Source organism: Pseudomonas sp. 5Vm1k (assembly GCF_056161485.1).
In genome coordinates this window covers 54,231-74,108 of record NZ_JBSPCZ010000023.1, presented here as the reverse complement: position 1 = coordinate 74,108, position 19,878 = coordinate 54,231, and the positions used below count along the sequence as shown (strand labels likewise).

At 60.7% G+C, this 19,878-nt stretch carries 20 protein-coding genes; 9 read left to right on the top strand and 11 right to left on the bottom strand.

What is annotated here, in order from left to right; translation table 11 throughout:
• Window positions 1–106: 106 nt before the first annotated feature.
• The 3 genes from ACWIKB_RS29710 (at window position 107) to ACWIKB_RS29700 (ending at window position 3,108) form a co-directional block, all read left to right on the top strand.
• Window positions 107–889: an ABC transporter substrate-binding protein gene (locus tag ACWIKB_RS29710; protein ID WP_475271076.1), complete on the top strand. Its 783-nt coding sequence runs from the start codon at window positions 107–109 to the stop codon at window positions 887–889.
• A 202-nt stretch (window positions 890–1,091) separates the two neighbouring features.
• Window positions 1,092–2,204, top strand: coding sequence for a M14 family metallopeptidase (locus ACWIKB_RS29705; protein WP_475271075.1), 1,113 nt, complete (start codon window positions 1,092–1,094; stop codon window positions 2,202–2,204).
• 187 nt (window positions 2,205–2,391) lie between these two features.
• The gene (locus tag ACWIKB_RS29700) at window positions 2,392–3,108 is read left to right on the top strand and encodes an alpha/beta hydrolase (RefSeq protein ID WP_475271074.1); all 717 of its coding nucleotides are present in this window, start codon (window positions 2,392–2,394) and stop codon (window positions 3,106–3,108) included.
• Window positions 3,109–3,112: 4 nt separating this feature from the next.
• Here the strand turns inward: ACWIKB_RS29700 and ACWIKB_RS29695 are convergent, their stop codons facing one another.
• The 3 genes from ACWIKB_RS29695 to ACWIKB_RS29685 all read right to left on the bottom strand — a co-directional run bounded on the left by ACWIKB_RS29695 (window position 3,113) and on the right by ACWIKB_RS29685 (window position 5,428).
• Complete coding sequence (locus tag ACWIKB_RS29695) at window positions 3,113–3,679, bottom strand: DcrB/PsbP domain-containing protein (RefSeq protein ID WP_475271073.1); 567 nt, start codon at window positions 3,677–3,679, stop codon at window positions 3,113–3,115.
• Between the two features lie 211 nt (window positions 3,680–3,890).
• Window positions 3,891–4,562: a glutathione S-transferase family protein gene (locus tag ACWIKB_RS29690; protein ID WP_475271072.1), complete on the bottom strand. Its 672-nt coding sequence runs from the start codon at window positions 4,560–4,562 to the stop codon at window positions 3,891–3,893.
• Window positions 4,563–4,642: 80 nt separating this feature from the next.
• Window positions 4,643–5,428, bottom strand: a complete 786-nt coding sequence (locus ACWIKB_RS29685) for a hypothetical protein (protein WP_475271071.1) — start codon at window positions 5,426–5,428, stop codon at window positions 4,643–4,645.
• Between the two features lie 166 nt (window positions 5,429–5,594).
• On the opposite strand from ACWIKB_RS29685, the gene ACWIKB_RS29680 reads away from it, so the two are divergent.
• A complete protein-coding gene (locus ACWIKB_RS29680) occupies window positions 5,595–6,119 on the top strand; it encodes a chalcone isomerase family protein (RefSeq protein ID WP_475271070.1) in 525 nt (174 codons plus the stop codon).
• A 166-nt stretch (window positions 6,120–6,285) separates the two neighbouring features.
• Window positions 6,286–7,608, top strand: coding sequence for an Nramp family divalent metal transporter (locus tag ACWIKB_RS29675; RefSeq protein ID WP_475271069.1), 1,323 nt, complete (start codon window positions 6,286–6,288; stop codon window positions 7,606–7,608).
• Window positions 7,609–7,746: 138 nt separating this feature from the next.
• Here ACWIKB_RS29675 and ACWIKB_RS29670 read toward each other — a convergent pair whose 3' ends face one another.
• Complete coding sequence (locus tag ACWIKB_RS29670) at window positions 7,747–8,640, bottom strand: LysR substrate-binding domain-containing protein (protein WP_475271068.1); 894 nt, start codon at window positions 8,638–8,640, stop codon at window positions 7,747–7,749.
• A 114-nt stretch (window positions 8,641–8,754) separates the two neighbouring features.
• Between ACWIKB_RS29670 and ACWIKB_RS29665 the strand changes: the two genes are divergently transcribed.
• Window positions 8,755–9,357, top strand: coding sequence for an NADPH-dependent F420 reductase (locus tag ACWIKB_RS29665; protein WP_475271067.1), 603 nt, complete (start codon window positions 8,755–8,757; stop codon window positions 9,355–9,357).
• A 191-nt stretch (window positions 9,358–9,548) separates the two neighbouring features.
• Here the strand turns inward: ACWIKB_RS29665 and ACWIKB_RS29660 are convergent, their stop codons facing one another.
• The 3 genes from ACWIKB_RS29660 to ACWIKB_RS29650 are packed head-to-tail and all read right to left on the bottom strand — an operon-like array spanning window position 9,549 to window position 12,142.
• Window positions 9,549–10,730 (bottom strand): acetyl-CoA C-acetyltransferase, encoded by a 1,182-nt coding sequence (locus ACWIKB_RS29660; RefSeq protein ID WP_475271066.1) that lies wholly within the window; start codon window positions 10,728–10,730, stop codon window positions 9,549–9,551.
• An 11-nt stretch (window positions 10,731–10,741) separates the two neighbouring features.
• Window positions 10,742–11,407 (bottom strand): CoA transferase subunit B, encoded by a 666-nt coding sequence (locus ACWIKB_RS29655; protein ID WP_054051104.1) that lies wholly within the window; start codon window positions 11,405–11,407, stop codon window positions 10,742–10,744.
• A gap of 36 nt (window positions 11,408–11,443) precedes the next feature.
• The gene (locus ACWIKB_RS29650; protein WP_054051106.1) at window positions 11,444–12,142 is read right to left on the bottom strand and encodes a CoA transferase subunit A; all 699 of its coding nucleotides are present in this window, start codon (window positions 12,140–12,142) and stop codon (window positions 11,444–11,446) included.
• Window positions 12,143–12,422: 280 nt separating this feature from the next.
• Here ACWIKB_RS29650 and ACWIKB_RS29645 point away from each other — a divergent pair, with 280 nt between their 5' ends.
• Window positions 12,423–13,325, top strand: coding sequence for a LysR substrate-binding domain-containing protein (locus ACWIKB_RS29645; protein ID WP_475271065.1), 903 nt, complete (start codon window positions 12,423–12,425; stop codon window positions 13,323–13,325).
• 118 nt (window positions 13,326–13,443) lie between these two features.
• Here ACWIKB_RS29645 and ACWIKB_RS29640 read toward each other — a convergent pair whose 3' ends face one another.
• Both ACWIKB_RS29640 and ACWIKB_RS29635 read right to left on the bottom strand, forming a co-directional pair.
• Entirely contained in the window at window positions 13,444–14,286 is an 843-nt protein-coding gene (locus tag ACWIKB_RS29640) for an NAD-dependent protein deacetylase (RefSeq protein WP_475271064.1), read from the bottom strand.
• A 241-nt stretch (window positions 14,287–14,527) separates the two neighbouring features.
• Window positions 14,528–15,574, bottom strand: coding sequence for a class I SAM-dependent methyltransferase (locus tag ACWIKB_RS29635; RefSeq protein WP_475271063.1), 1,047 nt, complete (start codon window positions 15,572–15,574; stop codon window positions 14,528–14,530).
• A 430-nt stretch (window positions 15,575–16,004) separates the two neighbouring features.
• Here ACWIKB_RS29635 and ACWIKB_RS29630 point away from each other — a divergent pair, with 430 nt between their 5' ends.
• A complete protein-coding gene (locus ACWIKB_RS29630) occupies window positions 16,005–16,844 on the top strand; it encodes an HvfB family MNIO-type RiPP peptide maturase (RefSeq protein WP_475271062.1) in 840 nt (279 codons plus the stop codon).
• Window positions 16,837–17,595, top strand: a complete 759-nt coding sequence (locus ACWIKB_RS29625) for an HvfC family RiPP maturation protein (protein WP_475271061.1) — start codon at window positions 16,837–16,839, stop codon at window positions 17,593–17,595. The genes ACWIKB_RS29630 and ACWIKB_RS29625 overlap by 8 nt, the downstream gene beginning before the upstream one ends.
• A gap of 103 nt (window positions 17,596–17,698) precedes the next feature.
• Here the strand turns inward: ACWIKB_RS29625 and ACWIKB_RS29620 are convergent, their stop codons facing one another.
• Together ACWIKB_RS29620 and ACWIKB_RS29615 are read right to left on the bottom strand one after the other, a co-directional pair.
• Entirely contained in the window at window positions 17,699–19,003 is a 1,305-nt protein-coding gene (locus tag ACWIKB_RS29620; RefSeq protein WP_475271060.1) for an ATP-binding protein, read from the bottom strand.
• Window positions 19,000–19,740, bottom strand: a complete 741-nt coding sequence (locus ACWIKB_RS29615) for a response regulator (RefSeq protein WP_475271059.1) — start codon at window positions 19,738–19,740, stop codon at window positions 19,000–19,002. Before ACWIKB_RS29615 ends, ACWIKB_RS29620 begins: the two co-directional genes overlap by 4 nt.
• Window positions 19,741–19,878: the final 138 nt, after the last annotated feature.

Here is a 19,878-nt window from a genome sequence, read left to right as displayed (position 1 = left end):
AGCCGCTCTAGACTGCCGGCCACTTCGGGGTTCTCCAACAAGGAGTGCCTGCCGAAACTGCCAATCGAAAGCTGCCAATAAAAGCCTCCGCACACAGGAGTTATAAATGAAGAAGCTAGTGATGTTCGGTGCCCTGGCACTGTCGATGTTGTCCCTGACCGCTGTGGCCGAAGACGCCAAGCCGATCCGCATCGGTATCGAAGCCGGTTACCCGCCATTCTCGATGAAAACCCCTGACGGCAAACTCACCGGTTTCGACGTGGATATCGGCGACGCGCTGTGCGAGCAGATGAAAGTGAAGTGCGTGTGGGTCGAGCAAGAGTTCGACGGCCTGATCCCGGCCCTGAAAGTGAAGAAAATCGACGCGATCCTGTCGTCCATGACCATCACTGACGACCGCAAGAAAAACGTCGACTTCACCATCAAGTACTACCACACCCCGGCGCGCTTCGTGATGAAGCAAGGCACCGACGTCAAAGACCCGCTGACCGAACTCAAGGGCAAGAAAGTCGGTGTACTGCGCGCCAGTACCCACGACCGCTTCGCTACTGAAGTGCTGCAACCGGCCGGGATTATCCTGGTGCGTTACGGTTCTCAGCAGGAAGCCAACCTGGACATGGTCTCCGGCCGCCTCGACGCGATGCTGGCCGACTCGGTCAACCTGGACGACGGTTTCCTGAAAACCGACGCCGGTAAAGGTTTCGCCTTCGTCGGCCCGACCTACGAAGACGCCAAGTACTTCGGCGGCGGCGCCGGTATCGCTGTGCGCAAGGGTGACAAGGAGCTGGCGGACCAATTCAGCACCGCCATCACCGAGATCCGCGCCAACGGCAAGTACAAGCAAGTGCAAGACAAATACTTCAACTTTGATGTGTATGGCGGCGAGTAATCCAGCCGGATAAAAAAGTGGCTACCGTTAACGCGGTGGCCATTTTTTTTATGCCATCCTTTTTGAACGCCAGATCCCTGTGGGAGCGGGCTTGCTCGCGAAGAGGCCGTGTCAGTCGGCATTGATATCGCCTGACACACCGCTTTCGCGAGCAAGCCCGCTCCCACAGGGAGATCTCATTGTTCCGACTATCGGAGTTCTCATGCAACGCATCGACCACCCACTGCCCTGGAGCCACCTCGGCACCGAACGCACCCTCAGTGTGTTTCGTTATGGCGCGGGCACTCGCAAGGTGTACATCCAGGCCAGTCTGCACGCCGACGAATTGCCGGGCATGCGCACCGCATGGGAACTGAAAAAGCGCCTGGCCGAACTCGAAACCCAAGGCCAGTTGCAAGGCGTCATCGAACTGGTGCCGGTGGCCAACCCGATCGGCCTCGATCAGCACCTGCAAGGCGCGCACATGGGCCGTTTCGAACTGGGCAGCGGCAAGAATTTCAACCGCGCGTTCGTCGAGCTGAGTGAGCCGGTGGCTGCGTTGATCGGTGGCCAGTTGGGTGACGATGCCGAAGCCAATATCGCGCTGATTCGCCAGACCATGGGCCAGGTGCTCGACGGTCTGCCGGCCCCGGCTTCGCAACTGGAAGCCATGCACCGCTTACTGCTGCGCCACGCCTGCGACGCCGACGTCACCCTGGATTTGCATTGTGACTTCGACGCGGCGATTCATGTGTATGCCTTGCCGCAACACTGGCCGCAATGGCAGTCCCTGGCGGCACGTTTAAAAGCGGGTGTGGCATTGCTCTGTGAAGACTCCGGCGGCAGCTCGTTTGACGAATCCTGTTCGACGCCGTGGCTGCGTCTGGCGCGGGCCTTCCCGGAGGCGGTGATTCCGCCGGCGAACCTTGCAACGACCGTGGAGCTGGGCAGCATGGGCGACACCCGGGTCGATCAGGCCCAGGCCAATTGCGAGGCAATTCTGGGCTTTCTCGCTGAACAGGGTTTTATCAGCGGCACCTGGCCGGCAGCGCCGAGCGAGTGTTGTGAAGGCATGCCGTTCGCCGGCACCGAATACCTGTTCGCCCCGCACCACGGCGTGGTCAGTTTTCTGCGCGAGGCGGGTGAGTGGGTGGAGCAGGGCGATGCGCTGTTTGAAGTGGTCGATCCGTTGAATGACCGGGTGACGACCGTGCGGGCGGGGACCAGCGGCGTGTTGTTTGCGATTGATCGCGGGCGCTATACCCAGCCGGGCACGTGGCAGGCGAAAGTGGCGGGGCGGGTGCCGTTTCGGGTTGGGAAGTTGACCAACGACTGATCCAGCATCTTCGTTGCCTGTCGGGGCCTCTTCGCGGGCAAGCCTCGCTCCTACGGGATTTGTATTTCGCGGCAAATATGTAACTTGTAGGAGCGAGGCTTGCCCGCGAAGGCGGCATCCGTCACACCAAAAATCTGCGGGGTGTTAGGGTATCCCCCGAATCCTGCCCCCCTGTGAAGGAAGGTTTATGCTGAAGTTTTTCGCGCTGTTCATGCTCCTGGCGTCTGCCACGGTCCACGCTCAAACCCCGCTGCACACCGATCTGCCGCTCAAGTACCTGGAGCAGGCCAACCCTGATTCGCACAACCAGCCGCTGGTGATTTTCCTCCACGGCTACGGCAGTAACGAGCGTGACCTGTTCGGGATCAAGGACGAATTGCCGGCGCAGTACAACTACCTGTCGGTGCAGGCACCGGTGGCGCTGGATGCGGACAGTTACCAGTGGTTTCGCAAGAAAGGCGAAGGCGCCTACAACGGTGAAACCGATGATCTGAAGACCAGCGGCAAGGTATTGCTGGATTTCATCGCCCAGGCGGCGAAAAAATATCGCACCGACGCCAGCAAGGTGTTCCTGGTGGGGTTCAGCCAGGGTGCGATCATGACCTACGAGGTGGCGTTGCGTCATCCTGAAGCAGTGGGCGGGATTGCCGCGTTGAGCGGGCGGATTCTGCCGGTGCTTAAAGCCGAACTGAAACCGGATGAAAAACGCCAGCAACTGGCGATTTTCATCGGTCATGGCACCGAAGACAAACGCTTGCCTGTGGTCGATGGCACGGCGGCCAACAGCCTGTTGCAGAAACTCTCACTCAAGCCTGAGTTTCATACCTACGAAGGCCTGGGCCACAGCATCAGCGCCGCCGAGATTCAGGATTTGAGCGCCTGGCTTCAGCGCCTCAATCCCTGAGCTGTTACTTGCCGGTGATCTGTTTGACTAGCGTGTCGTGGCCAGCCTTGTCGGCTGGGCGAGAGATGATCTGAATCACCGCCATTCGGTTGCCGGAGCCGGCCATCAGCGTGGTGTTGAGGGTCTTGCCGCCGCCCTGGGTGGCGGTGCTGTCGACCTGGCGCACACCCAGACCGGTGCCTTTCATCGTCAGGCTTTTTTCGCTGAGCTTGGTGAAGTCCGGCAGATTCTTGTGTTCTGCCACGTCGAAGTCGGCCGCCGTGCTGTCGAGGAATTCGCCGTCGTTGTCTTTGACGGTGACGCCCGGAGCCAGGTTGTTTTCCGCGGCGATCACCACGGTTTTGGTGGTCTCATTGGCGTACATGGTGCCCGTTGCGCCGGTCGCACCTGGCGGCAGCGGGTTGGCGACGAAGCCCTTGGGCAAGGTGAAGGTGAACTTGCCGCTGAGCATCGAGACTTTGATCTGCGCGGCATCGCTGGTCTTGGCTTTGGCGGCGTAAGCATTCAACGCCCCCAGGCTGGCAACCGCCGTCAGCAACAGGACAACGGCTTTTTTACTGAACAATGACATTGAAACTCTCCGGGGATAATCGCGCTAGGGGGCGATCATCCCATGGAGGTCGAATGGCATCCAGCCCGGTTTCGGCGATGGGCCTGATGAAATGCAAAACCTGTGGGAGCGGGCTTGCTCGCGAAAGCGGTGTGTCAGGCAATATTAATGTCGACTGACACACCCTCTTCGCGAGCAAGCCCGCTTCCACAGGGGATTGTGGTGTGTCTGATCAGCCTTGATTCTGCGGAAACAGGCTGCGGCGGGTTTCTTCGTCAAATTCCGCCTTGAGCACCAGTTTCTCCTTCAAGCCCTGGGCGCGCTGGGCCGCCGGGCGTGCACTGATTTCGTCGAACAGGCGTTTGACGTTCGGGTACGCCGCCAGGCCGTTCTCGCCGAGGATGTACGGCGCGTAGTTGGCCCAGCCCCAGAGGGCCATGTCGGCGATGCTGTAGGTGTCGCCGGCCAGGTAGTGATGCTCGGCCAGGCGCTGGTCGAGCACGCGGTAGTGGCGTTCAACTTCTTTCAAGTAACGGTTTTTCGCGTAGGCCAGGTCTTCCGGTGCGTGGTGCAGGAAGTGCACGGCTTGGCCGGAAAACGGCGACAGGCCGGTGGCGATGAACATCAGCCAGGACAGCAACTCAGCCTGACCGGCCACGGAGGTCGGCAGGAAACGCTGATGTTTTTGCGCCAGGTGCAGCAGGATCGCCTGGGAGTCGAACACCGTGGCATCGCCGTCCACCAGGGCCGGGACCTTGGCGTTCGGGTTGATCGCCAGGAACGCTGGCAAGTGTTGCTCGCCTTTGAAGGTATCGACGCCGATCAACTCGTAAGACGTTTGCAGTTCTTCAAGCAACAGGGCGACTTTCATCGGGTTCGGCGAAGGATGGAAAAAGAATTTCATGGGGAAGGCCTCAGTCAGTGGGTTTGAACTGAGGCTGATGGTGAGCGAAACCTGTTCGATTGACGTACGAGGTTGTTGGCCTACTCGTTCGAAGTGATCGAACGAGTTGTTGGTGCAGTTTTCGCCAGCAAACGCCGGGTCACCCCGAGCATGCCCACGGACACCGCTACGCCAAGGGCAAACGCCGGCAGCCCGAGGCTGGGCAAGGTCAGCGCCAGCACCAGGCAGAACGCCGCGAACGAATACATGCCGGTGGCGGTGGCGCGCAACAACGCGGCGGTGAAGGCGGGTCCACGAGTTTGCTGGGAGAACACTGCCATCACGCTGCCCAACACCGGAAACACCGCGAGCAGGCCGCTCCAGCGTTCGCCCACGGTGCTGGCCAGCAATGTTACGGCCAACGTCAGCAGCGCACCGGCCGCCATGCGCAGCAGCAGTTTGTCGGACTTGGGTTTCGGGCCTGAAATAATCGGCTGGATTGAAGGAAACAGATAAGGCGCGGCCAGCAGGGCGGTGGCGGCGGCGATAACCGAGAACGTCAGGGACGGCGGGATCAGCGACAACACCACGGCCGTGGTGGCCCACACCAACAAAGAAATCGCCAGCGCCCACGGCCAACCAGCGCGTTGCGCCACTTGGGCATAGGTCACGCAGAAGGCAATCATTGCGAACATCGCAGACAACGCGGCGGTCGCCGCTTGTGCGGCAAACACCTGGCCTTGCTCAATGGCGAGGAAAAACAGAATCGGCCCGACCACCACCGGCAACCCCGACAGCCACCCGGCCACACTCGGCCCCCAGCGCTTGCCCGCCAAGGAAATCAGCAGCAGAAACCCGGGAATCACCAGCAGTTTGAGCATCAGCACGCACGCACCTCCGACCTGTGTGAGGCGGCAACGTTAGCATTGTGGATGGGGGATTGCTCTAGAGGTTTTCGGATTTTGTATACAAAAACGCTTGTCTGCAAAAATTGTACGCGTCGTTGTTTTGCGTATAAGTTTTAGGGAGGATTTCAGCGCAAATCGAGCGGCCATGAACAGATCACGTCTTCGATACAGTCTCTGGCTGCTGGCCTTGCTCGGCTCACAAGCGCTGGCCAGTTGGCAGGAGACAGTGCCCGGGGCGCAGATCATCGGTGCCGGTGAATTCAAGGTGTTCGGCTTCGATGTCTACAACGCCCGGCTCTGGAGTGCGGCGCGGCCGCTGGCGTCAGACCAGCCGTTTGCTCTGGAACTGATCTACCAGCGCAGCATTTCCCGGGAGGATCTAGTGCAGGCCAGCGTCGATGAAATCAAGCGCCTGTCCGGCGCCTCGGTCAGCGCCGGGCAATTGGCCGGGTGGCAGGCACAGATGCAACAGTCGTTCGTCGATGTCCAGGCTGGCACGCGCATCACTGGTGTGTATTTGCCGGGGCAGGGCGCGCGGTTTTTTGTCGGCCAGCAACTGCAACACGAAGTGAAGGACCCGCAATTCGCCCGGGCGTTTTTCGATATCTGGCTCGATCCGCGAACCCGTAATCCCGAGTTGCGCCAGCAATTATTGGGCTCATCCCCGTGATCTGGCCCCCCGTAGGAACTGCCGAAGGCTGCGATCTTTTGATCTTGATCTAAAAAGCAAAATCAAAAGATCGCAGCCTTCGGCAGCTCCTACAGGGGTTGGTGTGTAGCCTGGGGACGCTCGAAACGTCTAAGCTGCGCCTTTGCTTCTGTCGACGGATGTTTGCGTGAAATTCAGCTTTTTGCCCAAAGTCGCCACTGCGCCGTTTTGCCCGCCGGAAGTGGCCGGCAGTGTTACCGTTGACCCCGGTGCGACGTTCTTCAAGCGTCTGCTGCGTTTTGCCGGCCCCGGTTTGCTGGTGTCGATCGGCTACATGGACCCGGGCAACTGGGCGACGGCCATTGAGGCCGGTTCGCGGTTTGGCTATAGCTTGTTGTTCGTGGTGCTGCTGGCGAGCTTGGCGGGGATGGTGGTGCAGTGTTTGTGCTCGCGGTTGGGCATCGCCACTGGCCGTGACCTGGCGCAATTGTCCCGGGAGCGCTACAGCACCCGGACCGCACGAACCCAATGGGTGCTGGCGGAAATCTCGATTATCGCCACCGATCTTGCCGAAGTGCTCGGCTGCGCTTTGGCGTTCCATTTGCTGCTGGGCTGTTCGCTGACCTTCGGCATCGCCTTGACCGCGTTCGACACGCTGCTGGTGCTGGCCTTGCAGAACCGTGGCTTCCGCCGACTGGAAGCGATCATGCTGGTGTTGGTCGGCACCATCGGCGTGTGTTTCTTCGTCGAGTTGCTGCTGATCAAACCCTACTGGCCGGACGTCGCACGTGGCTTTACCCCGTCGCTGTCGGCCATTGGCGATGCAGCGCCGTTGTACATCGCCATCGGTATTCTCGGGGCCACGGTGATGCCGCATAACCTGTATTTGCACACCTCGATCGTGCAGACCCGGATGATCGGCAAGGACCTGGCGAGCAAACAGGACGCGGTCAAACTGGCGCGCATCGACACCATTGGCTCCCTGGCCCTGGCGTTGCTGGTCAACGCGGCGATCCTGATTCTGGCGGCCGCCGCATTCCACGCCACCGGGCACGGCGATGTGGTGGACATCCAGGACGCCTATCACCTGCTCGACCCGCTGGTGGGCGGGGCCTTGGCCAGTGTGCTGTTCGGCGTCGCGCTGCTGGCCTCGGGGCAGAGTTCGACCTTCACCGGCACCATCGCCGGCCAGGTGATCATGGAGGGTTACCTGAACTTGCGGATTCCCTGCTATCAACGGCGATTGATTACACGCGGACTGGCGCTGATCCCGGCGTTCATCGGCGTGTGGCTGATGGGCGATAACGCGATTGGCAAGTTGCTGGTGATGAGTCAGGTGGTGTTGAGCTTGCAGTTGCCGTTTGCGCTGTACCCGTTGATCAGCATGACCAACGATCAAAAACTCATGGGGCCGTTTGTGAACCGGCTGCCGACGCGGGTGTTGGCGTGGGGGTTGTTCGGGGTGATCAGTTCGGCGAATGCGTGGCTGATTTTGCAACTGGTGGTTTGAGCCCTGGAGGTGTGTTGGCTGGGCTGGCCTCTTCGCGAGCAAGCCCGCTCCCACAGGGGAATTGGGTTGTATCCAGATATTGAGTTCACTGCAGGCCCACTGTGGGAGCGGGTTTGCTCGCGAAGAACGATAACGCGGTCACCCGCCAAACGCCTGCATCACAAAATCAATAAACACCCGGGTCTTGGCCGGCATCAACGTGCGGCTCGGGTAGTACAGCGAGATCGGCCCTGCATCGGCATGCCAGTCCGGCAGCAGACGCACCAGCTCGCCGCGCTGGATTTGCGTGACCACGTCAGGCAGCACCAGCAACGTCACTCCCAGACCCAAAAGCGCAGCTTCGCGCATCGCGGCCGGGTCGTTGAGCACGATGTTCTCATTCAGGACCGCGCTCGCTTCCTGGTCTGCACCATCGCGCATTACCCACTGACGAATCCGCCCGGTGCGGATGCCGCGCATCACAATGCCGGTGTGACCAAGTAAGTCCGCCGGAGTGACGGGCAGGGTGCGTCCGGCCAGGTAAGCCGGTGACGCCACGGCGACGATATCCGCCGCCGCCAACCTCCGCGAGATGACTCCGGGTGTCAGTTCAAAACCACCACCGATGGCCGCGTCATAGCCTTCGGCAATCAAGTCGACCTGACGATTTTCGAAATGCCACTCCGGCCGAATCAACGGATAACGCGCCAGAAATTTCGGCAGCAGTGGCAACACATGGCCGATGCCAAAGGTCGGCGCCAGGCTGACCTTGAGCACGCCCGCCGGCTCACCACGATCACTGCTCACGGCACTGATCGCCGCCTGCAACGCCTCCAGATTGCCGCCGATGCTCGCCAGAAAACGGTCCCCGGCTTCGGTCAGCGACAGCTTGCGGGTCGAGCGCTGGAACAGCCGCACACTGAGGTTGCGTTCCAGCATCGCCACATTGCGACTGACCGCAGCCGGTGTCAGCGCCAGCAAACGCGCGGCAGCGGAAAAGCTGCCGGTTTCGGCGCTGCGCACAAAGGATTCGAGGTTGGCGAGGGTTTCCATAGTGAGCACCTGCAAGTGATGCTTGAAGATAATTCAAGTCATTACCGGCTAATCAAGCGCTAATGGCAAGTGCAGTATTCACTCCAACGACAACCTGTATCGGAGTGAATAACCATGAGTACTATCGGAATCATCGGCGCTGGCGCCATCGGCTCAGCTTTTGCCCGGGCCCTGTCCCGGAAAGGGATTGAATCGGTCATCGCCAACAGCCGCGGTCCGCAAACCCTGGCGTCGCTGGCGGAAGAACTCGGGCCAACCGCCCGTGCCGGCAGCCGTGAAGAAGCGGCCGCGCAAGACATCGTGTTGGTCGCGGTCAACTGGTCGAAACTGCCGACGGCACTGGCGGGTCTGCCGGACTTTGGCGGGCGGATCGTTATCGATGCCAACAACTCGATCGAAGCGCCAGCGTTCAAGGCAGTGGATTTGCAGGGCCGTACGTCCAGCGAAGTGTTCGCCGAATGGGTGCCGGGGGCGCGAGTGGTGAAGGCGTTCAATCACCTGGCGGCGCGCTTGCTGGAGAGCGATCCGGCGGCGGAAGGGGGCAAGCGGGTGCTGTTTTTCTCGGGCGATGATGCCGAAGCGAAAGGGCAAGTGGCGGAGTTGATCGAGCGGTTGGGTTTTTGCGGGATTGATCTTGGAGAACTGAGTGTCGGAGCGCGGTTGGCGCAGTTCCCGGGTGGGCCGCTGCCGATTCTGAATCTGGTGAAATTTGGCTAACGGGACACAACGGTAATTCCATCGTAGGAGCGGATTTACAGTTTTAGGGATGTGTAACCCGGTGTTGTGGCGAGGGGGCTTGCCCCCGTTGGGTTGCGTAGCAGCCCCAAAAATCTCAGCTGTTGTCGAAGATTTTTGGGAGCGCTGCGCACTCCAGCGGGGGCAAGCCCCCTCGCCACAGGTTGAACGCTTTACGCCCGTTCGATCGCCAGTGCGACGCCTTGACCACCACCGATGCACAGGGTGGCGAGGCCTTTTTTGGCGTCACGCTTGATCATTTCATGCAGCAGCGTCACCAGCACCCGGCAACCCGACGCACCGATCGGGTGGCCCAGGGCGATGGCGCCACCGTTGACGTTGACCTTGTTCAGGTCCCATTCCAGGTCCTTGGCAACTGCCAAAGATTGCGCGGCGAACGCTTCGTTGGCTTCGATCAGGTCAAGTTGATCGATGGACCAGCCGGCCTTGCTCAGGCAGCGGCGAGTCGCCGATACCGGGCCGATGCCCATGATCGCCGGGTCGACACCCGCGTTGGCGTAAGCGGCGATTTTCGCCAGGACCGGCAGGCCCAGGGCCTTGGCTTTTTCCGCGCTCATCAGGATCACGGCGGCAGCACCGTCGTTCAGGGACGAGGCGTTACCGGCGGTCACCGAACCGTCCTTCTTGAAGGCTGGTTTCAGTTTGCCCAGGGCTTCGGCGGTGGTGCCGGCCCGTGGCTGTTCGTCGGTGGCGAAGGACAGCGGATCGCCCTTGCGCTGCGGGATCAGGATCGGCGTGATCTCATCGACAAAACGCCCGGCTTCGATGGCGGCGGAGGCTTTTTGCTGGGAGGCCGCGGCGAAGGCGTCCTGTTGCTCGCGGGTCAGGCTGTACTTGTCCGCCAGGTTCTCGGCGGTAATGCCCATGTGGTAGTCGTTGAACGCATCCCACAGGCCGTCGCTGATCATGGTGTCGACGATTTGCGCGTGACCCATGCGCAGACCGGTGCGCGCGCCCGGCATCACGTAGTTGGACAGGCTCATGTTTTCCTGGCCGCCGGCAATGATCACGTCGGCATCGCCGCAGCGAATCGCCTGGGTCGCCAGGTGCAGGGCTTTCAAGCCCGAACCGCAGACCTTGTTCAAAGTCATCGCCGGCACGCTGAACGGCAGGCCTGCCTTGATCGCCGACTGGCGCGCAGGGTTTTGCCCGGCACCGGCGGTGAGCACCTGGCCCATGATCACTTCATCGACTTGCGCCGGGTCGAGCCCGGTTTGCGCCAGCAACTGACGGATCACCGCCGCGCCCAGGTCAACAGCGGACACACCGGCCAACGCACCCTGGAAACTGCCGATGGCGGTACGGGTGGCGGCAACAATAACGACGTCTTGCATGGAATGATTCCTCACTGGGCAGCGAATTGCATTTCCGGAACGTGATCCGGCACGATCAGTTTACCGGCGGTCTTGGCGACAATCTCTTCAACACTGACACCCGGCGCGCGTTCCTTGAGAATGAACGCACCGTTTTCGATTTCGAGGTAGGCCAGGTCAGTCAGCACACGCTTGATGCACCCGGCGCCGGTCAGCGGCAGGCTGCATTTGGACAAGAGCTTGGACTCACCGTCCTTGGACGCGTGGGTCATGATCACGATGATGTTGTCTGCGCCGGCCACCAGGTCCATGGCACCGCCCATGCCCTTGACCAGCTTGCCAGGGATCATCCACGAAGCGATGTTGCCTTCAACGTCGACTTCGAAGGCGCCCAGCACGGTCAGGTCGACGTGCCCGCCGCGAATCATCGCGAAGGACTCGGCCGAGGAAAAGATCGACGCGCCGATACGCGCGGTCACGGTTTGCTTGCCGGCGTTGATCATATCGGCATCGATGGTTTCTTCAGTAGGAAAAGGACCCATGCCCAGCAGGCCGTTTTCCGACTGCAGCATGACTTCCATGCCTTCGGGAATGTAGTTGGCGACCAGGGTCGGAATGCCGATGCCCAGGTTCACGTAAAAGCCGTCCTGCATTTCGCGGGCGACGCGTTGAGCCATTTGTTCGCGGGAAAGTGCCATTGTTGTTATTCCTTCATTCGGTCCGGGGGCAGGGGATCACTTACGCACGGTGCGCTGTTCGATGCGCTTCTCGAACGTGCCGCAAATGACCCGATCGACGTAGATGCCAGGGGTGTGGATCTGCGCCGGGTCCAGCTCGCCGGGCTCGACGATTTCTTCAACTTCGACCACGGTGATCTTGCCCGCGGTGGCGGCCAGCGGGTTGAAGTTCTGGGCGGTGTGGCGATAGATGACGTTACCGAAATGGTCGGCTTTCCAGCCTTTGACGATGGCGAAGTCGCCGGTGATGGATTCTTCCATCAGGTACTTGCGACCGTGAAATTCACGCACTTCCTTGCCTTCGGCAACTGGGGTGCCGACGCCGGTGGCGGTGAAGAAGGCCGGGATGCCAGCGCCGCCCGCGCGCATTTTTTCGGCGAGGGTGCCTTGAGGGGTCAAAACGACTTCGATTTCGCCTTTCAGCAGTTGGTCTTCGAACAGTTTGTTCTCGCCGACGTAGGAAGCAACGACCTTGCGGATCTGCCGGTCTACCAGCAGCACGCCGAGACCGAAACCGTCGACGCCGCAATTGTTGGAAACCACCGTGAGGTCGCGGGTGCCTTTGCGCTTGATCTCGGCGATGAGGTTTTCCGGGATCCCGCACAGGCCGAAGCCACCGGCGATCACAGTCATGCCGTCTTCAAGACCTGCAAGGGCTTCCTCGTAGGAACTCACACGCTTGTCGAAACCTGCCATATGCACCTCTTTTATTCTTTATGGGCGGCTGGCTAGCCGTAGTGGAAGTGAGTGTCGCGCCGGTGTATTCATTTGTTAAGTTGATTTTTAAGGTTGATTGATAGATAAAACTCACCAATCAGTCTTGTGGGAACGGGCCTGCTCGCGAAGGCGAACTAAAGGGCTCACCCATCGTTCTGTAGGAGCAAAGCTTGCTCGCGATGGCGATTTCAAGGACGCCTTCGCGGGCAAGCCTTGCTCCTACAGATAGCACATACGCCAATTACAGGAGCCATTCGCCATGACCGTCAAGCAGATCCGCGCCTTCCTGGCCGTGGCCCAGAGCCTGAGTTTCGCCGTGGCCTGCGAGCGGTTGCACCTGTCGCAATCGGCGTTGAGCCTGACCATCAAGGCCCTCGAAGAAGGCCTCGGCGGGCGCCTGTTCAGCCGCAACACGCGCAATGTGGCGCTGACCCCGGAAGGCGAATCCCTGGTGCCGCTGGCCCGTCGGCTGATTGCCGATTGGGATAATGCCGAAGACGAACTGCGCCAGCGCTTCACCTTGCAGCGCGGGCGCGTGACGGTGGCGGCAATGCCATCGTTTGCCGGCAACCTGCTGCCGCCGATCCTCAAGACTTTCCGCGCGCGTTACCCAAAGGTCAACGTCACGGTGAACGACGTGATCAACGAGCAGGTACTGGAAATGGTCCGCGACCGCCAAGTTGAACTCGGCGTGTCGTTCGAGCCGGCCCACAGCACGTCGCTGGAGTTTACGCCGTTGTACATCGACCGGTTTGTCGCGGTGGTGCCCCATGATTCACCGCTGGCGACACTGGACGATATCGACTGGCAAACCTTATTGAAGGAACCGTTTATTACCTTGCAGCGACCGTCCACGGTACGGGTGATGCTCGAAGAACACTTGCAGGCTCGCGGTATGAAACTGCCCGTGGAGTTTGAAAGCCATCAACTGGCGACCGTCGGGCGGATGGTCGCCAGCGGGTTGGGCGTGAGCGCGGTGCCGGCCTTGTGCGTACGGCAAATGCAGGAGCTGGGAGCGCACTGCATTATCTTGCGCGACCCGGTGGTAGAGCGGGCGATCGGTGTACTGACCAAACCGGGCCATGAACTGTCGGCGGCGGCGCAGGCGTTGTTTGATATTTTCAAGGAGGCCGATCTAGGCCAGCGGCTGTCCATCGAGTGAACACAACCCCCCTGTGGGAGCGGGCTTGCTCGCGAAGGCGGTGCGTCAGCCAATATCAATATCGACTGACACACCGCCTTCGCGAGCAAGCCCGCTCCCACAGGGGGGTCAGCAATTTTTATTGGGAGAGGCGCTGTGTCAGCAGAGGCAGAAGTTGTTCGCAGGACGCCTCAATCTTCATATCCAGAATCTCATCCGCCCGCGTCTTGCCCAGATTGATCGCAATCAACGGTTTGCCCTGATCCACCACCGCCCGGCAGAGCCGAAACGCCGAATACGCCATCAACGATGAGCCTACCACCAGCAATCCCGCCGCTTTCTCAACCGCCGCCATGGCCTTGGCCGCTGTCGCCTGCGCGACGTTCTCGCCGAAAAACACCACGTCCGGTTTCATCCGTTGCTCACCGCAGTGGGGGCAGTGTGGTACTTGGAAGCGCGCTTCAAACGCCGGGTCGAGCAGGGTGTCGCCATCCGGCGCTTGCACCGCATCGACGCCGGCCAGGTACGGGTTCTGCGCTTCCATCAGTTGCTGAATCGCATCGCGCTCGCTGCGCTGGCCGCAGTCCAGGCACAGCACCCGGTGCAGGCTACCGTGGAGTTCGATCACGTCATGGCTGCCGGCCTGGTCGTGCAAGGTATCGACGTTCTGGGTGATCAGCCCGCCGATCTGCTGTGAACTCTGCAAACTGGCCAGCGCCTCATGGGCCGCGTTCGGACTGGCCAGGCGTACGCGCGGCCAACCGAGCATCGCCCGCGCCCAGTAACGGCGCCGCGATTCGGGGGCGGCGAGGAACTCCTGGTACATCATCGGTTGCCGGCCCCGGCGTACGCCCTGGTTGTCGCGGTAGTCCGGAATGCCCGACGGCGTGCTGATACCCGCGCCGGTCAGCACCGCGAACGGCTGGTCAGCCATTAACTGCTGAAGACGGTCGAGTTGTTCGCGAATGGGGCGGTCGAGCATGTTCAACACTCCGGGAGACCTTGAGTGTTTGCAGGGTAGCATTTGCCGATCACAACGCGGCTCTCGCAGATAACGCCACTTGTAGCAGCTGGCGAAGCCTGCGTTCGACTGCGCAGCAGTCGTAAAACCTGAGTTTGCGGTCTTTCTGATAAACCGCGTCAGCTGATTTCACGACTGCTGCGCAGCCGAACGCAGGCTTCGCCAGCTGCTACAAAGGCTGTGTTCACCTCGTTTCAGGTGCTTATTTACGGGCTTCAAGAATCAGGTTGAACGGCGTTTCCGTCGCCCGGCGGAAGTGCTTGAACCCAGCCTCAGTAAACACCTTGCGCAACCGCGCCTCGCCGGCCTGGGCGCCGAGCCCGAGGCCGACTTCCTGGGACAGCGAGTTCGGCGTGCAGATAAACGTCGAGGCCGCATAGAACAGCCGTCCCACCGGGGTGATGTTGTCGTCGAGGGAGTCGTTGGCGTAAGGCTCCACCAGCAGCACCGAACCGTCCGGTTTCAGCGAGTCGTAAGCGTGCCGTGCCGCGCCCACCGGGTCGCCCATGTCGTGCAGGCAGTCGAAGTAGCAGACCAGGTCATAGTCGGTGCCCGGGTAACTTTTCGCCGTGCCCTGAAAGAACCGCGCACGACCGGCCACGCCACCGGCTTCGGCGCGTTGGGTGGCCACGGTGACGGAAGGTGCGTGGTAGTCGAAGCCGACGAACCGCGAATCCGGGAATGCCTGGGCCATGATCACCGTGGAGGCGCCATGACCGCAGCCGATGTCCGCGACCTTGGCCCCAGCCTCGAGTTTGGCGACCACGCCTTCCAGCGCCGGCAACCATTCGGCGACCAAGTGCGCCTTGTAGCCGGGGCGGAAGAACCGTTCCGTGCCGCTGAACATGCACGGATGGTGCTCGCCCCAGGGCAGGGCGCCGTCGCCGCGGAAGGCCTTGACCAGTTTGTCCTTGTCATGAAAAAACGACGCGACCACCCCGACACCACCGGCCACATACACCGGCGAGTCTTCGATCGCCAATGCCAGGGCTTGTTCTTCGGGCAGGCGGAACTGGCCGTCCTGATGCTCCATGTAACCGGAAGCGGCATGGGCGCTGAGCCATTCGCGCACCAGGCGAGGGTGACAACCGGTCTTGTCGGCGAGTGCTTCGGGGGTGACAGGCTGACTGTCAGCCATGGCCCGGTACAGGCCAAGTTCTTCACCGAGAATGACATTGGCCAGCATCGCCGCGCCGCCCATGTCGTTTACCAGTTTGCCCATGAAATCGTTAAGTCTGGCCTCGTCCATCACGTGTGCTCCTGTGGCAGGATCACGGTCCAGAGGCAGTGTTTATCGAGGCGTGCGCCTCTGGGCGGTGGTCGTGGGTATGAACAGGACGATGACCCCGTCCTGCGTGGGTTAAGTTTAGTCCGGCCCCCGCACACTGCGGTTTGGGGCGACGAAAGCCACAGGGGCCTGACTGACACCGAACCCTGTAGGCGCAAGGCTTGCCCGCGATGGCGGTATATCAGGCAACATTTTTGTCGACTGATGCGCCGCCATCGCGGGCAAGCCTCACTCCTACAGGGTTTTGTGTGGTGGGAGTTGTGTATCGCAGTGTGTACGGTGCGGCGGTTGATACATGCGCTGCCGATTTCTGCAAAAACCGAACACAGGTCCGATACACCGATTCGATTAACTCGACTCTCATTTATCCACACAGAATGGGAGCGACATCATGCAGACCTCTGATTTATCAACGAAGGCCAGCGTCGGCCTCGGCTTGCGTCGCGGTTTATTGAAGGACCTCCAGGCTGCCCCGGCCGGTGACTTTGATTTTCTGGAAGTCGCCCCGGAAAACTGGATCGGCATCGGTGGCGCTCATGGCGCGGCGTTGCGGACTCTGGCCGAGCGCTATCCGTTGTCCTGCCACGGGTTGTCCCTGTCGTTGGGCGGGTCGGCGCCGCTGGATGTCGGGTTTCTGCAAGAGGTGCGGGTTTTCCTCGATCACTACAAGGTGCCGCTGTACAGCGAACACCTGAGTTACTGCAGCGATGACGGTCATCTGTACGATTTGCTGCCACTGCCGTTTACCGAAGAAGCGGTGCATCACGTCGCCTCGCGGATTCGTCGGTCCCAGGACATTCTCGGCCGTCGTTTGGCGGTGGAAAACGTTTCCTATTACGCCGCCTCCCGGCAAGACATGGACGAACTGACCTTCACCAACGCGGTGCTGCGGGAAGCCGATTGCGACCTGTTGCTGGACGTTAACAATGTGTATGTGAACTCGATCAATCACGGTTTTGATCCGCACACCTTTCTGGCCGGTATCGATGAGGGACGTGTGGTGGCGATGCACGTGGCAGGGCATTTCGATGAGTCTGATACGTTGAAAATCGACACCCACGGCGCCTCGGTGAAACCAGTGGTGTGGTCATTGCTGGCCGAGGCCTATGCCCGGTTCGGCGCGCGGCCGACGCTGTTGGAACGTGACTTCAACTTCCCGGCGTTTTCGGAGTTGGTGGCTGAGTTGCAGACGATTCGGCGGTTGCAAGGCGCGGAGGTGAATCGTGGATAAGTCTTCGCTGAATCAGCAACAGAATGCCCTGACACGTTATCTGCGCGATCCCGAACATTGCGCGCCGCCGACGGAGATGGACGGTGCGCGGGTGCAGGTTTACCGGGATCTGGTGTTCAACAATTTGTCGTTGTTGCTCAGCGGGACTTTTCCGGTGCTGGTGAAGATTCTGGGGGATGAGGATTGGCGTTCGCTGGTGCGGATCTTCCTGCGGGACTACCGCGCCCACACGCCAAAATTTGGTGAGATCGCCAGGGAGTTTGTCGAGTTTCTTGCTTCGCAACCACAAGGCTTGAATGACGGGACCTGGCCAGCGTTTATGGTCGAGCTGGCACATTACGAGTGGGTTGAGATGGTGTTGCAACAGTCCGAGGCCGAGCCTTTGCCGGTCACCGACAGCGAATTATTGCTGGTGCAGCCTTTGCAGGTTTCACCGCTCGCCTGGCCGCTGGCGTATGGCTGGCCGGTACATTTGTTGGGGCCGGATTATCGTCCTGACGCGGCACCTGATCAGCCAACCTTGCTGCTGGTTCGACGCACTGAAGACTGGAGCGTGAAATTCTCAGCGTTGAGTCCGTTGGCGTGGCGGTTATTGCAGCGGATTGGGGAATTTCCAGAGCTGGATGGACGCGCGCAGCTGGAAGGGCTGGCAGTGGAGGCGGGCGCTGCCGGGGCCCAGGAGTTCATGGATAACGGCTTGGCGTTGTTGCGGCAGATGCATTTGGAAGGTGTGCTCGGCATCGTGGCTTGAGTACAAATCCTCAAGCCAACCGCAAATCGCCTGTGGGAGCCGTGTTCTGCGTCGATCGATAGATAGGTGTGCGCCGCTGCTCCCACAGGGGAGACGGCGGCGTTTATCGGGTTGCTGGCAACTTGAGTTCTGCGCAGAGGCCTCCGCCTTCGCGGTTACTCAAGGTCAACGACCCGCCAATCGCCAACGCCAACTGTTGCGCAATAGCCAACCCCAAACCTGTCCCGCCGGTACTGCGGTTGCGTGAGTTCTCTACGCGATAAAACGGTTCCATCACTTGCTTCAACTCGTCTTCGGCAATCCCCGGCCCACGGTCCATGACCTTCACCGACAAACTGCCATCAGCCTTCGCTTCCACCTGCAACTCGGCGGCCCCGGCGAACTTCAAAGCGTTGTCCGTCAGGTTCACCAACACCCGGCGCAGGGCGTGGGGCCGGGTATCGATCACCGCGGCGGTTTTGCCGCTCAGTTGTACGTCTTTACCCATGTCCTGATAGTCGAACACCAGGCTGTCGAGAAACGAATCCAGGTCCGTGCGCCGGCTCTCTTCAGTCGCGCCGTGAATGCTGCGGGCATACGCCACGCCTTCGCGTACCAAGTGTTCCATCTCGCCGAGGTCATTCCACAGTTTGTCTTTCTCGCTGGAATCGTCCATGAATTCGGCCCGCAGCTTCATGCGGGTGATCGGGGTTTGCAGATCGTGGGAAATCGCTGCCAGCAGTTGCATGCGCTCTTTGAGGTACGCCGCGATCCGTGCCTGCATGGCGTTGAACGCCCGGGCGGCATAAGCGACTTCGGTCGGGCCTTTTTCGTCGAGGGGCACCGCGTGGGTGTTGGGGTCTAGGGTTTCCACGGCCAGGGCGAGGCGGGTGAGGGGACGGATGGCGATTCGCACCGCCAGCCAGGTGCAGGCGATCATCAGCGCCAGTTGGCCCAGCAACACGATGGGCAGCCACGGTGACAACGGCACCATTGCCGGGCGCACGTCGATGGTCACCGGGCTGCCATCTGCCAGTTTCAGGTGCACCTGGAAGTGTTTCTGCGGCCCGGGGATGTCGGTCACAGTCATCGGGTAATCCTTGCCGATGGCGTCCTTGATCGAGGTCACGGCGATGGGTGTATCGCGCATGGCCGTGCCCGGTGAGCCTTCGTCAAGCAGATAGCGGTAATTGCGCCGTTCCAGTTGTTGCAGCCAGCCTGCACGCTCATTGGCCGGTAACCGGTCGAGGATGGCAATGGAAGTAGAAACGTCGGTTTCCAGGTTGCCAAGCATGGTGTTTTTCGAGCTTTCGTAACGCTCGTAATACTGCGCGCCGAAGGACAATGCCTGCGCGAGGATCAGACAGATCAAGAAGATCAGCGACAGCCGGGATGCCAGGGTGCGCGGCCAGTGCATCGAAAGACTCATGAAGGCGCACCCAGCACTTCCACCGGCAGGGAAAACACGTAGCCTTCGCTGCGCACGGTCTTGATGTAGGCCGGTTCGCGGGCATCGTCGAGCAAGCGCTGGCGCAGGCGGCTCACCAGCAAATCGATGGAGCGGTCGAACAGATCGGCGTCGCGGCCCTGGGTCAGGTTCAGCAACTGATCGCGATTGAGCACCCGTTGCGGGTGATCGAGGAACACCCGCAGCAAGCGGTATTCCGCGCCGCTGAGGGCGACCATGGTGCCGTCGGTATCGAGCAGGTGACGGGCCGAGGTGTCCAGGCGCCAGCGTCCGAAGGCCAGCAGACGACCGCTTTCGGTGACCACCAGGTTGGGCGGCAGCATTCGTGTGCGGCGCAGCACGGCGTTGATTCGTGCGAGCAATTCACGGGCGGCGAACGGCTTGACCAAGTAGTCGTCGGCGCCCATTTCCAGACCGATGATGCGATCAGTTTCGTCGTTGCGCGCCGTGAGCATCAGCACCGGCGTGGCTTTGTGTTTGCCGGCGCGCAACTCGCGGCAGAGCAGCAAGCCATCGTCGCCCGGCATCATGATGTCGAGCACGATCAGGTCCACCGGCGTGGTCTCCAGGAACGCCCGCATCTGCCGCCCATCCGCCACGACAGTGGTGCGCAGACCATTCTTCTTCAGATAGTTGCCTACCAGTTCCCGAATCTCGCGGTCATCGTCAACGATGAGAATGTGATCGACATGTTCCATTGGCGCAAACCTCTGTAGGTGGGTTGTCGCGCAGTCTATCGAGCCTTGGCCCGTTCGCCCGCTGCCCTTTGTATTGCAGTGTATCTGGCGTCTCGGCGGATACACGCAGACGCAAAAACATGAATTTTCGGGGGTTTT